This is a genomic window from Marivita sp. S0852 (genome assembly GCF_046591575.1).
GTDB lineage: Bacteria > Pseudomonadota > Alphaproteobacteria > Rhodobacterales > Rhodobacteraceae > Marivita.
This window is the reverse complement of record NZ_JBIQWA010000002.1, coordinates 1-12,293: the sequence shown is the minus strand read 5'-3', so window position 1 is coordinate 12,293 and position 12,293 is coordinate 1. Positions and strand designations below refer to the sequence as shown.

Below are 12,293 nucleotides of genomic sequence, written 5' to 3'. Positions count from 1 at the left end.
CACGTCTGGACAGGCCCGCACACGCGCAGTAGGAGACATTTATGGATATTCGCCAGATCACAAACCGCTATCACGTTTCGCCGCAGATCAGTCCAGAGGACGCCGAGGCGATCAAAGACGCCGGCATCACAACGGTGATTTGCAATCGCCCGGACGAGGAAGTGCCCGCCTCTCATCAGGCTGAAACCATACGTCACGCGATCGAGGCGGCAGGTCTGCGGTTTGAGGTTCTGCCGATCACACATCACACAATGACGCCGGACCGCATCGCGCAGCAGGCGGCTTTGGTGAAGGAATCTGACGGACCGGTCCTGGCCTATTGCGCATCCGGGACGCGGTGCTCGATCATCTGGGCGCTGTCTCAGGCGGGGCAACAGGACGCGGACGCCATATTGGATGCCGTAGGTCGGGCCGGGTACGATCTACGCGCCTTGCGCCCCACGCTTGACGCGGCTGCCGCCGCACAGCGCTAGGGTGCCAGCGGAGTCATCAGATCAGACGGCACCTCCAGCGCAGTTGATGCAGACTGTGTTGGCTCGTCTGCCGGAACGAAAACCTCCGGGTCGGGCGGTGTCAGGGTTTGGTCGATCATGTCCTGCCCCTCTAACGGTGGGGTGGGCGCAGCCAGGCAGGTTTGATCCTCTTGTCCGCCGATGCGAATGGCGCGAAAGCCGTTCATCTGCCCCATCTTGCCATGCGCCGCCACATGCCCGCCCTCGACCACAAGCGTGGCCGCCGTGATCGCGTTTGGCGAAATATGAAGCACATCGCCCGGTCGCAGGGCCTGCGCTTTTGCCAATGGAATATGGATGCGGGTCAACACCGCTTGCATGCGGGCCGGAACCAGTTGCAGCACGGATTCGTACTTGCCCGCTTCAGGGTCATCCTTTTGCGCCTGCTCGGTTTTTTCGGGTTCTGGAAAGCAGAAAACCACCCGGCCGCTTCGCGTGGCGTCCTCAAGACCGATGTCATACACCAGATATTGAAACGCATCCGCCTCTAGCGTCAGACCCGCCGTTTGAATATCATCGACCAACGCGCCGAATTCAAATCCGTGCAAATGCGCCATTTCCGCCTGCAAAGACAGCATTGAGGCAAAACGCGGCAAGGCGGCATCCAGCAGGGGCGCCACCATTGCGGCATCGGTGGGCGTGAAATCACGGTCATCCAGGGGAAAGCGGGTCAGTTTGCCAAGGGTTTGAATTTCAATGATCCCGGTCAGCACCGACCGATCAAGCGCGACAAGCCCCCGCGCGCCCGCCTCGTTTTCGAGAAGGATCAGAAGCTGGTCATCCGACAGCTGCCGAAACGTCCGCTCTGCAGTTCCCGTATCATGGTTCGCCAGGTCACAGGTCAGCCCCAGCCCCCAAAGCGCATCCGCGGCGATCGACAGGGCACGGGCCAAAGCGCGTGGCACAGACACCGCGCCAACGCCCAGCGCCTTGCGTTGCGCATGTGCTTTGCGTTCAAGAACCGTGTCTGCCCTGTCATCCACCATGGTCGCGCGTGATCCCCGTCTCAGCCTCGTATCAGAGTTATTGCCGAAATTGGTTACCAAGGGCTTAGCAACACCGCGTCTGACACTTTATTGCGCCGCCATGGCCACCCGATGCGGCAACACCACCCGAAACGTGGTGCCGGTTGCTGTCGGAATATAATCCACCGCGCCTCCGAGACGGGTCATAACCTGACGGCAAATGGCAAGCCCAAGCCCTGCACCCCCCGCCTTTTGATCACTCACGCGGTAGAATTTTTCGAAAATCATATCTGCGGCTTCGGATGAAATTCCGCTGCCATTGTCCTGAAAATCAATTGAAATACTGTCAGCGTCCTGCCGTACACGGATCGCAAGGCGCGGGCGATCAGCATCACAATATTTGCGCGCATTTGCGATAAGGTTGATGAAGACCTGGCTGAGCCGATCCAGATCGGTGGACAGCACAATATCCTCTTGCGTGACATCGCGTTCGATATCAAGCTTGACCCCGTCCTCGCCAATGCCCGCCGACGACACGGCGCGGTCCAGCGCATCCTTGAGCGTGCCTTGCCGGATATTGAGGTTCACCTGCCCGTTTTCGACAACGCTCAGATCCAGCAGATCATCCAGCAGCCGCGTCAGTCGCTGAGCCTCGTCATGGATAATGGAGGCATAGCGGGATTGGTCCTTTGGCTCCATTTCATCGGTATCGCGCAAGATCTCTGAAAATGCCCGGATAGAGGTCATCGGGGTGCGCAGCTCGTGGCTGATCTGGCTCAGAAACGCGTCTTTCTGGATCGACAGACGGGTCAGTTTCTGGTTGGCGTTGCGCAGCTCCAGTGCGGTGCGGCTCAACTCTTCGGACTGGGCCTTCAGCCGGGCCGAGTATTCCAGCATCTGGGCCGTTTCATCCGCCACCGCCATCAGATCTTCGACCGATACGGTCATGCCACCGGTGATCTGGCCCACCATCGCATGGGCGGTTGCCGCTCCGACCGAACTGCCAAGCTCGCGTTCCAGCACCTCCAGGAAATCTGAAGTCGGATCAGGCAAATTGCCCCGCGCGCCCTGTTTCGCGGCGTATTCGGAAAACAACGTCTGGGCTTCTTCGGCCCCAAGAATACGCTGGGCCATGATCATCAAATCCTCGGCCTCGGCACCGCCGCCTGTGCGGCTTCGTGCGTTGGTGGAATGTTCGAAAATATTGACGAACTGCGCTGCCTGTAGCCGCTCCAGAGGGGATGGAAAGGTAACCAAAGACACCGACACAAATGCGATCACGTTCAGCGCCATGCTCCAGAACAGCGCATGCATCAGCTGATCCAGACCAGTGATTCCGAACAGGGCATTGGGCTTGAGCCATGCGACACCAAACAATCCGTTTTCAATAACCGAAGACGGAAGCACCGTGCCCGCGCCAAAGCTGGGAAGGTACAAGGTATAAAGCCATATCGCGAAACCCACCGTCAGGCCCGCATAGGCCCCCAACCGGGTGGCCCCGCGCCAGAACATCCCGCCAAGCATCGCCGGAAGCACCTGGGCCAGCCCGCAAAACGCAACCAGACCAATCGCGGCAAGCGCTTCGCCGCTGCTGGACATGCGGAAATAAAAATATCCCAGCATGACAACCGCCACGATGGATATTCTGCGCGATAGCAACACCGTATATCGCACGTCGCCCGATACGCTGGCCCCGCTTGGCACGAGCTTCAGCCAGATCGGCATGACGATGTGGTTCGACACCATGGTCGACAGCGCAATCGCGGCAACCACAACCATGGATGTGGCAGAACTGAACCCGCCAAGAAACGACAGCATGGCCAGCCCGTCTTCGCCAAAGGCCAGAGGAATGGTCAGGACAAACAGATCCGGGTTTGATCCTTCCGGCATCAAATCAAGGCCGACAACGGCGATGGGCACCACGAAAAGGCTCATCAACGCCATATAAAGGGGGAACGCCCAGCTTGCCGTGCGCAAGTGGCTTTCGTCGTTGTTTTCAACCACCAGCACCTGAAAGGTGCGCGGCAGGCACAGCAACGCCGCAGCGGACAGAAAGATCAGACCGGTCCAGCGCCCCCGGTCCATCTGCCATTGGTTCAATTCAGAAGCATCAATGCGCGACAAAGCTTCGGACACACCGCCGGAAATGCCCCAGACCACAAAAATGCCGACAGACAAGAGCGCAACGAGCTTGACAATCGCTTCGATGGCAATGGCCATGACCACCCCGTCATGGCGTTCTTTGGCGTCCAGATTGCGGGTGCCGAACAGGACCGTAAACAGGGCCAGGCCCAGCGACAACCAAAGCGCCAGATTGCCCTGACTGTCCGGCGTGACGCCCTCGGCCTCTTCGGCAAAGACCGAAAAAGACAGGGTCACGGATTGCAGCTGCAAGGCGATATAAGGTGTCGTGCCGATCACTGCGAGGATCGTGACACCGGCCGCCAGCCAGCTTGATTTGCCATATCGCGACGAAATCAGATCAGCGATCGAGGTGATTTTTTGCGTGCGGCCGATGCGCACCAATTTCCGCAGCAGCCACCACCAACTGACCATGACGAGGGTCGGCCCAAGATAAATCGTCAGATATTCGAACCCGTTGCGCGCGGCCGATCCAACGGCCCCGTAAAACGTCCATGCCGTGCAATAGATCGACAGCGACAGCGTATAGACCAAGGGTGACCGCAACCAGGATTTGTGCCCCTGCATCGCCATGCGGTCGGCAGCGAACGCCACCGAAAACAGAAAAAGCACATAGCCGATGCACACCACCAGCAAAAGGTCGAGCGTGCTCATCTGTCGGGGTCCGTTGGCGGATCAATGGAGGTGCCCAACACCCGCGACAAGACCCATGTCACGAATATCACACCGGCCCATACGGAAAAGATATAGATCAAGGCCGAGCCACTGCTGACCCGGTCGTCACCGGTTTGCGGCCACAAAAGCGGAATGCCCCACAAAAGCAGCGCCAGCAGCGGTGCCATACGCGCCGCGTCCATGATCCGGCGACGCCGATAGGTCTTTGTTTCGTGAAACACGGGGGACGCACCGGATATGTCGGAAGGATCAGTCATTTCGCAGCCAGGGTTCTCACGGTCTCCAACATATCGGCGTTGGAAAAGGGTTTGGTCATAAACGCGTCGCACCCGGCCCGTTCCGCAATTTCGCGATCCTTGGTTTGCCCCCGGGCGGTCAGCATCAGCACCGGCACATGCGACTGGCTGGGATCGTTGCGCAATTCGCGCAGAATATCATAGCCGCTTTTGCCCGGCAGCATCACATCAAGGATCAGGACATCCGGCTGCCGCTGCCGGACCATGTCAACCGCGTCTGCCCCGTTCGAGTGGGTTTTCACTGACCACCCGTCGCGGGATAGAATAAAGCTGATGGCTTCTATGATATTCGGCTCATCTTCGATCAGCAAAACCTGTTTTGACATGCGCCCCCTCCCGGTGCAGCGGGCAATCGCTTGATTTGTTTTTGTTTGCCCGACCTTTACAGACTAATACGAAGAAAGCGCCGTGTGTCAAAAACTCTGCGCGTCTGACACAACAAGGATCGACGGCTCGCGCCGCGCCACGCATGAACCGCGCGGACAGATCCGGCAGGTCAATCCAACGGGCCGCACCGGCTCGGAGGTGTCGCGCTTGGCTTCGGGGATGATCAGCATGTGACTTTCGAAATGCGCATCCTCGTTCAGTTTTGGCCGCTGCGTTGGCTGTGCAAGTGCAATGGCCCGGTGACGCGATGCCGTGCGGGTGGATTGTTCAAGCAATTCGGACTGCACCATCATTGGGCGCGCGAGGGCCCGATAAAGCGGCCACAAAGAACACCCCGTTCCCAGTCGCGGAAGCGGAAATTCAGGCAGCGGTTTGCGAAATGTCGTCACACCGGAACCATCGCAGATCGCCAGACCAACAGGTTCCGGCAAAACCCCGTCAGGCATCTGCGCAAGACGGCGCATGGCGGTGGGAATATCGACGTCGAAATGCTCGGCCAGCTGTAGCGGATCTGCGGCGATGTTCGGGAGAACAGCCAGACACGCCTCAAGCGGAAGCCGCTCGGCGTCCTCGCGATAGCGCATCAGCGCCCGGTGCAAAAGCCAGCGGGCGGATTGCGAGATCCCCGCGCCAATCTGATCTGTCACCTCGTCTACATCTGCAACGGCGCCTTCCAGCTCGGGCAAATGAAAGCCGACCCGCTGAAACACGGCATCAATTTCGTCCTGCGGTGCGTTTGTCTCTGAAACGCCGGTATCCGCCTCTTCCAGATATTGCGCTAGACTGCGGCTAGTTTCCGCAAGGCGCGCGCTGTCTTCATAGATATTGCGGTTAAACCGACGCTGCCATTCGGGTTCGATATCTCCGGGTTCGGCCAGAATGGACGCGGCGGACCGGATCGCGGTTACGGTGGACAGCATCTCGTGCAAAGACGCGGCAAGATGGGGGTCATGCGTCAAACGATCGGTCAGCGCCTCGACGCTTCTTTGCAGCGTCTCCACCCTGCGCTGATTATTTGCCAAAAGCTCGGCCCAGCCCGGAAAGCGGCCCGCGAATTCCTCGACCCGAGACAGCTCTTCGGCGGGCAGGTCCGTATCAGAGGCCGCCTCGCGCAATGTTGCCAAAAGCGCGGTCTCGGCACCTTCGGTCAAAGATGCGGGTTCGACCTCTAATGCGTGGGCAATATCGACCAGCAGTTTTCCGCCGATTCTTCGCCGATTGTGTTCGATGAGATTCAAATACGAGGGCGATATTTCGGCACGCTTGGCCAATTCGGACTGCTTCATCCCCGCCATGATGCGCCGTTCGCGAATCCGGCTGCCTGTCAGAGTGTCGCGGGGCATTTGTAAATCCTGTGATGAATCAATCCCTTTCCGCGCTGCAGAAAAATAACTTTACAGATTTCTGCAACGCAGTGTGCATTTTTTGACAGAAAAATCGTTTTGCGCAAAGCGCTTATTGCTATGTTTTCCACGCATGGCGGATAATCGCTTTGCACATTGGTGCGGTATTGGTAGCCGGAGGAGTGCTGCCAGACCCTTATAAGACATTGGGAGGATTATATGTCCAAAGGCAACCTGACACGCCGTGGCGTGCTCAAGACCGGCGCCGTTGCCGGTGCGAGCCTCGCGGTCCCGACATATCTGTCGGCACAAGACAGCGGCTTTACAAACGCACCCACCGGTTCCACCGTCACGTTGGGCTTTAACGTGCCCCAGTCCGGCCCCTATGCCGACGAAGGCGCGGATGAATTGCGCGCCTACGAACTGGCCGTCGAACATCTGAACGGCGAAGGCGACGGCGGTATGCTGAACACCTTCTCCTCAAAGGCGCTTCAAGGTAACGGCATCCTTGGCAAGAAGGTCGAATTCGTCACCGGCGACACGCAGACCAAATCTGACGCGGCGCGCGCATCGGCAAAGTCGATGATCGAAAAAGACGGCGCTGTGATGATTACGGGCGGCTCGTCCTCGGGGGTGGCCGTGGCCGTTCAAGCGCTCTGCCAAGAGGCCGGCATCATCTTTATGGCGGGTCTGACCCATTCAAACGACACCACCGGCAAAGACAAGAAAGCTAATGGTTTCCGCCACTTCTTCAACTCTTACATGTCCGGTGCGGCGCTTGCCCCGGTGCTAGAGGCCAACTACGGCGCGGATCGTAAAGCGTACCACCTGACGGCGGATTACAATTGGGGCTACACCACAGAAGAAGCCGTGCGCTCTTCGACCGAGGCCATGGGATGGGAGACCGTCGGCACCGTCCTGACACCGCTGACACAGACCGATTTCTCGTCCTACATCACGCCGGTTCTGCAATCGGACGCTGACGTTCTGGTCCTGAACCACTATGGCGGCAACATGGTGAACTCGCTCACCAACGCGGTGCAATTCGGCCTGCGGGACCGTGTGGTCAATGGCAAGAACTTTGAAATCGTCGTTCCGCTCTATTCGCGCCTGATGGCGAAAGGTGCGGGTGCCAACGTCAAGGGCATCTTCGGCTCAACCAACTGGCACTGGTCTTTGCAGGACGAAGGCTCCAAGGCGTTCGTTCAGTCCTTTGGCACGAAGTACGGCTTCCCGCCCTCGCAGGCGGCGCACACTTGCTACGTTCAGGCGCTGCTTTATGCAGACGCGGTCGAACGCGCAGGGTCGTTCGCACCATGCGCAGTGGGCGAAGCGCTCAAGGACTTCGAGTTCGACGGCATGGGCAATGGCCCAACCCTCTATCGTGGCGACGATCACCAGTGCTTCAAAGACGTGCTGGTTGTGAAGGGTAAAGAAAACCCGTCCTCCGAGTTTGACCTTCTGGAAATCGTCGAAGTCACACCGGTGGATCAGGTCACCTATGCCCCCGATCACCCGCAATTCGCGGGCGGTCAGCTGGGTTCGTGCAACAACGGCGCGTAAGCCGCTGTTCTTGGGGGTGGGCCAAACGGCCTGCCCCATTTCTGACAAAACCCGCTGCTGTTCCGGGCTGTCAGCACTTCCACACTTAGGACCGCAAAGGGTGGGGCAATGGACGCCATAATTCTGCAAATTCTGAACGGGCTCGACAAGGGCTCTGCCTATGCGCTCATCGCGCTGGGCCTGACACTTATTTTTGGCACGCTGGGCGTGGTGAACTTTGCGCATGGCGCGTTGTTCATGATCGGTGCGTTTTGCGCTGTGACCCTGTCGCGCATTATCAGCATCAGCCACGAGGTCGAGATCCCCGGAGAGGTTGATTTCCTTGGCAATCAGGCGACCCGGGATGTGCCGTATATTTACAGCATCTTCGGCGAAAGTGCCGGGGCCACGATCATTGACTGGGCCGTGCCGCTGTCGATTCTGCTGGCCATCCCGGTCATGATCGCGATTGGCGTGATCATGGAACGCGGGTTGATCAAACATTTTTACAAGCGCCCCCATGCCGACCAGATCCTGGTCACCTTTGGCCTTGCCATCGTTTTGCAAGAGATCATCAAATACTATTACGGCGCGAACCCGATCCCGACACCTGCGCCACAAGCCTTTATCGGATCGTTCGATTTCGGTGCGTTGATCGGGTTTGAACCCGGAACCATCATCTATCCCTATTGGCGTCTTGTTTACTTTGCCTTTGCCGCGCTGATCATCGGTGCCGTGTTTGCCTTTCTGCAGTTCACCACCTTTGGCATGGTCGTGCGCGCAGGTATGGCAGACCGCGAAACCGTGGGCTTGCTGGGCATCAACATCGACAAGCGATTTACCATCATGTTCGGGTTGGCGGCGGCGGTCGCGGGGCTGGCCGGGGTGATGTACGCACCGATTACCTCACCAAGTTACCATATGGGCATGGACTTTCTTGTGCTGTCCTTTGTGGTTGTGGTGGTTGGCGGCATGGGATCGCTTCCCGGTGCGGTGTTGGCCGGTTTCCTTTTGGGTATCCTCGAAAGCTTTGCCTCTATGCGTGAAGTTCTCGAAATTCTTCCCGGCTTGAATCAAATCATCATCTATCTCGTCGCCATTGTGATCCTTCTGACCCGTCCACGCGGTCTGATGGGGCGCAAAGGCGTAATGGAGGATTAATCCATGCTTGGACTGAACAAAAAAGACGGATCGCTGCTTTTGCTGGTGGTCGCATTGGTGGTCTTTGCCCCCTTCCTCCTCAATCCTTTTCCGGAAAGCTCTGGCTGGGCACAGTTCAACGCGGGCTATCCCGATCTGATGCAGCGCTTCGTCATCTTCGGGATTTTCGCCATAGGCTTTAACATTCTGTTTGGCCTTACTGGGTATCTGTCATTCGGCCACGCCGCGTTTCTGGGGATCGGATCATATGCAGCGATGTGGATGTTCAAGCTGTTTGGCATGAACGTCTTGCCCGCATTGGCGCTGTCCATTGTGATGTCCGGACTGTTTGCTGTCTTGATCGGATATGTCAGCCTGCGTCGTTCGGGTATCTACTTTTCGATCCTGACCCTCGCCTTCGCCATGATGTCTTATGCCTTGGCCTATTCCGTGCTGGCCACGGATATGGACGGCCCCGATCAGCAAGGCCTTTTGCAAAAGGGCTTGACCGGCGGTGAAACGGGTTTGCAACTCACGCAATCCGACCCGCGCATCTTTGGCGCTCAGACAACGGCCGAGGGCAACATCCCGGTCCCCAGCCTGTTCGGGCTTGAGATGCGCAGTGCCACCGAACTGACTGTCGGCGATTGGGTGTTCACGTTCTCAGCCGGCTATTATTTCAGCGCGGCAATCATGCTGATCGCATTTTACCTCTCGATCCGCATTTTCCGTTCGCCCTTTGGCATGATCCTGCGATCGATCAAATCCAATCAGCAACGGCTGAGCTATACCGGCATGAACCCCAAACCCTATATGCTGGCGGCCTTTGTTATATCTGGCATGTATGCCGGTCTTGCTGGTGGCCTTATGGCGGCGATGGATCCGCTCGCCGGACCCGAACGCATGTTCTGGACCGCCTCGGGCGAGGTCGTTCTGATGACCATTCTGGGCGGTGTGGGCACATTGATCGGGCCGGTTTTGGGCGCAGGCGCGATCAAATATATGGAAAACATCATTTCCAAGATCAATTCAGACATTCTGCATAGTTGGTTTGCCTTCCTGCCGGATGGGCTCGAAAACCTTGTTGTAACGATGGTTTACCCGTTTATCGGCAAAGGGTGGCATCTGACGCTTGGCATTATCTTCATGCTGGTTGTGATCTTTCTGCCCGGTGGGCTTGTCCAGGGCGGTCAGAAAATCGCAGCGCTGTTTCGCAAGAAAAAAGCAGAAGACCCGAAATCGGCCACCACTGAACCCGCAGAATAAGGAGATTTTGAGATGGGAATGCTTGAAGTCAAAGACGTCAACAAGCGGTTCGGTGGCCTGCAGGCGCTCGGGGATGTGAACCTAAGCGTTGCCGAAAACACCGTTCACGCGATCATCGGGCCAAATGGGGCGGGTAAATCAACCTTGCTGAACTGCCTGGTCGGCAAATTGATCCCCGACACCGGATCGGTCATGTTTGACGGGCAATCAGTCCTGGGGCGCACGCCCTTCGAAATCAACCAGATGGGCATCAGCCGCGTGTTTCAGACCCCGGAGATTTTCGGGGATCTGACGGTCATGGAAAACATGCTGATCCCGTGCTTTGCCAAACGCGACGGGTCGTTCGCACTGCATGGCATCCGCACCGTCACGTCCGAGGCCGAACTGCGCGAACAGGCCGAACAGATGCTGGAAGACGTCAACATGCTTGATAAACGCAACATGCATTCCGCATCCATGTCACGCGGTGACAAACGGCGGCTCGAAATGGCGATGTGTCTTGTTCAAAACCCCAAGCTTCTGCTGCTTGATGAGCCGACCGCGGGTATGGCACGGGCCGATACGAACAACACGATCGACCTGCTGAAAGAGATCAAGGAAAAGCGCGACATCACCATCGCGATCATCGAACATGACATGCATGTCGTCTTTTCCCTGGCCGAACGGATCACTGTGCTGGCTCAAGGCACGCCACTTGTGGAAGACACCCCCGAAAACATTAAGGGCCACCCCAAGGTCAAAGAAGCCTATCTCGGCGAAGCCGCTTAACCCATTCGGTGCCGGCCTGTCCGCCACCCCTCCCCTCGCGAGGATCACAAAATGAACGTCAGACCCGATTTTTCAAAGAACCGCAACATGGCCGAAACAGCCCCGGCTTTTCTGTCTGTTTGGGACATGCACAGCTATTATGGCGAAAGTTATATCGTCCAGGGTATCTCCTTTAATGTTCACGAAGGCGAAATCCTTGCACTGCTGGGCCGTAACGGTGCCGGGAAAACGACCACTCTGCGATCTATCGCACGTATGGATGAACCCCAGGTTAATCACGGCGAAATCTGGTTGGACCACAAACCGCTGCACAACATGACCTCTTACGAGGCATCCGGTGTTGGCCTTGGCCTCGTGCCAGAAGACCGCTGCATCATTCCCGGTCTCACGGTTGAAGAAAACCTGCAACTTGCCCAGATCGCGCCGCCCATTGGCTGGTCGATCGAGCGTCTTTATGATCTTTTTCCGCGTCTCGGCGAACGGCGCAAACAGGAAGGCGTGACATTGTCCGGCGGCGAACAGCAGATGTTGTCCATCGCCCGCGCCCTTGCACGTGATCTCAAGGTACTTTTGCTGGACGAACCTTACGAAGGCCTTGCTCCGGTGATTGTCGACGAAATCGAAAAAACCCTGCGTCTGATCAAGGAACAGGGTATGACCACGATCCTTGTCGAACAAAATGCTGTCCGCGCGCTGCAACTGGCGGATCGCGCGATTATTCTCGACACAGGATCGATCGTTTTCGACGGCAGCGCCGAAGAAGTGCTGGAAAACGATTCACTCCGCGCAGAATACCTCGCCATCTAAACGTCGGGGCACCAGCACTATGCGACGATAGCCGCTCTTGCATAACTGGCGAGAGCGGTTTTTCTTTTGGTCAAAGCGGAGGAGGCTAAAATGAACGATATGACCTACCCACCATCGTCTGATCTTGTGAAGTCGGCGCATATTGATGCGGCGGGGTATGAGGAGATGTATGCGCGGTCGGTGTCTGATCCTGACGGGTTTTGGGCCGAGCAGGCGCAACGGCTGGACTGGATCAAGGCCCCGAGCCAGGTGTCGGATGTTGATTTCACCCTGGGGCAGGTCAAGATCAACTGGTTTGCCGATGGCACGCTGAATGTCGCGGCCAATTGTATTGACCGGCATCTGGCGACGCGCGGCGATCAGACCGCGATCATTTTCGAGCCTGACAATCCTGACGAGGCCGCCAAGCATATCACCTATCGCGACCTGCATCGCAGCGTGTGCAAGATG

Annotated in this window: 12 protein-coding genes; 7 read left to right on the top strand and 5 right to left on the bottom strand. The window is 57.5% G+C overall.

Annotation, left to right across the window (positions count from 1 at the left end; all coding sequences use genetic code 11):
- Positions 1-41: 41 nt before the first annotated feature.
- A complete protein-coding gene (locus ACG74X_RS04165; protein ID WP_411232899.1) occupies positions 42-473 on the top strand; it encodes a TIGR01244 family sulfur transferase in 432 nt (143 codons plus the stop codon).
- On the opposite strand, the gene ACG74X_RS04160 is transcribed toward ACG74X_RS04165, so the two are convergent.
- The 5 genes from ACG74X_RS04160 to ACG74X_RS04140 all read right to left on the bottom strand — a co-directional run bounded on the left by ACG74X_RS04160 (position 470) and on the right by ACG74X_RS04140 (position 6,320).
- Positions 470-1,498 (bottom strand): FliM/FliN family flagellar motor switch protein, encoded by a 1,029-nt coding sequence (locus ACG74X_RS04160; RefSeq protein WP_411232898.1) that lies wholly within the window; start codon positions 1,496-1,498, stop codon positions 470-472. The two genes, ACG74X_RS04165 and ACG74X_RS04160, sit on opposite strands and share 4 nt — an antisense overlap.
- A gap of 87 nt (positions 1,499-1,585) precedes the next feature.
- Positions 1,586-4,273: an ATP-binding protein gene (locus ACG74X_RS04155; RefSeq protein WP_411232897.1), complete on the bottom strand. Its 2,688-nt coding sequence runs from the start codon at positions 4,271-4,273 to the stop codon at positions 1,586-1,588.
- Entirely contained in the window at positions 4,270-4,551 is a 282-nt protein-coding gene (locus ACG74X_RS04150; RefSeq protein WP_411232896.1) for a hypothetical protein, read from the bottom strand. The genes ACG74X_RS04155 and ACG74X_RS04150 overlap by 4 nt, the downstream gene beginning before the upstream one ends.
- Positions 4,548-4,916 (bottom strand): response regulator transcription factor, encoded by a 369-nt coding sequence (locus tag ACG74X_RS04145; RefSeq protein WP_411232895.1) that lies wholly within the window; start codon positions 4,914-4,916, stop codon positions 4,548-4,550. The genes ACG74X_RS04150 and ACG74X_RS04145 overlap by 4 nt, the downstream gene beginning before the upstream one ends.
- A gap of 87 nt (positions 4,917-5,003) precedes the next feature.
- Positions 5,004-6,320: a helix-turn-helix domain-containing protein gene (locus ACG74X_RS04140; protein WP_411232894.1), complete on the bottom strand. Its 1,317-nt coding sequence runs from the start codon at positions 6,318-6,320 to the stop codon at positions 5,004-5,006.
- Between the two features lie 219 nt (positions 6,321-6,539).
- Between ACG74X_RS04140 and ACG74X_RS04135 the strand changes: the two genes are divergently transcribed.
- From ACG74X_RS04135 to ACG74X_RS04110, 6 genes are all read left to right on the top strand, one after another.
- Entirely contained in the window at positions 6,540-7,883 is a 1,344-nt protein-coding gene (locus ACG74X_RS04135; RefSeq protein WP_411232893.1) for a substrate-binding protein, read from the top strand.
- 108 nt (positions 7,884-7,991) lie between these two features.
- Complete coding sequence (locus ACG74X_RS04130) at positions 7,992-9,023, top strand: branched-chain amino acid ABC transporter permease (RefSeq protein WP_411232892.1); 1,032 nt, start codon at positions 7,992-7,994, stop codon at positions 9,021-9,023.
- A 3-nt stretch (positions 9,024-9,026) separates the two neighbouring features.
- A complete protein-coding gene (locus ACG74X_RS04125) occupies positions 9,027-10,268 on the top strand; it encodes a branched-chain amino acid ABC transporter permease (protein WP_411232891.1) in 1,242 nt (413 codons plus the stop codon).
- A gap of 12 nt (positions 10,269-10,280) precedes the next feature.
- Positions 10,281-11,036: an ABC transporter ATP-binding protein gene (locus ACG74X_RS04120; RefSeq protein WP_411232890.1), complete on the top strand. Its 756-nt coding sequence runs from the start codon at positions 10,281-10,283 to the stop codon at positions 11,034-11,036.
- A gap of 51 nt (positions 11,037-11,087) precedes the next feature.
- On the top strand, positions 11,088-11,843 hold the full coding sequence (locus ACG74X_RS04115) for an ABC transporter ATP-binding protein (RefSeq protein ID WP_411232889.1): 756 nt from the start codon (positions 11,088-11,090) through the stop codon (positions 11,841-11,843).
- A 90-nt stretch (positions 11,844-11,933) separates the two neighbouring features.
- Positions 11,934-12,293, top strand: a 360-nt coding sequence (locus tag ACG74X_RS04110) for an acetyl-coenzyme A synthetase N-terminal domain-containing protein (RefSeq protein ID WP_411232888.1), incomplete at its 3' end; no start/stop codon positions are given.

Coding starts and splice junctions, on each gene's coding strand:
- ACG74X_RS04165 (WP_411232899.1), top strand. CDS start 42: ATGGATATTCGCCAGATCACAAACCGCTATCACGTTTCGCCGCAGATC.
- ACG74X_RS04160 (WP_411232898.1), bottom strand. CDS start 1,498: ATGGTGGATGACAGGGCAGACACGGTTCTTGAACGCAAAGCACATGCG.
- ACG74X_RS04155 (WP_411232897.1), bottom strand. CDS start 4,273: ATGAGCACGCTCGACCTTTTGCTGGTGGTGTGCATCGGCTATGTGCTT.
- ACG74X_RS04150 (WP_411232896.1), bottom strand. CDS start 4,551: ATGACTGATCCTTCCGACATATCCGGTGCGTCCCCCGTGTTTCACGAA.
- ACG74X_RS04145 (WP_411232895.1), bottom strand. CDS start 4,916: ATGTCAAAACAGGTTTTGCTGATCGAAGATGAGCCGAATATCATAGAA.
- ACG74X_RS04140 (WP_411232894.1), bottom strand. CDS start 6,320: ATGCCCCGCGACACTCTGACAGGCAGCCGGATTCGCGAACGGCGCATC.
- ACG74X_RS04135 (WP_411232893.1), top strand. CDS start 6,540: ATGTCCAAAGGCAACCTGACACGCCGTGGCGTGCTCAAGACCGGCGCC.
- ACG74X_RS04130 (WP_411232892.1), top strand. CDS start 7,992: ATGGACGCCATAATTCTGCAAATTCTGAACGGGCTCGACAAGGGCTCT.
- ACG74X_RS04125 (WP_411232891.1), top strand. CDS start 9,027: ATGCTTGGACTGAACAAAAAAGACGGATCGCTGCTTTTGCTGGTGGTC.
- ACG74X_RS04120 (WP_411232890.1), top strand. CDS start 10,281: ATGGGAATGCTTGAAGTCAAAGACGTCAACAAGCGGTTCGGTGGCCTG.
- ACG74X_RS04115 (WP_411232889.1), top strand. CDS start 11,088: ATGAACGTCAGACCCGATTTTTCAAAGAACCGCAACATGGCCGAAACA.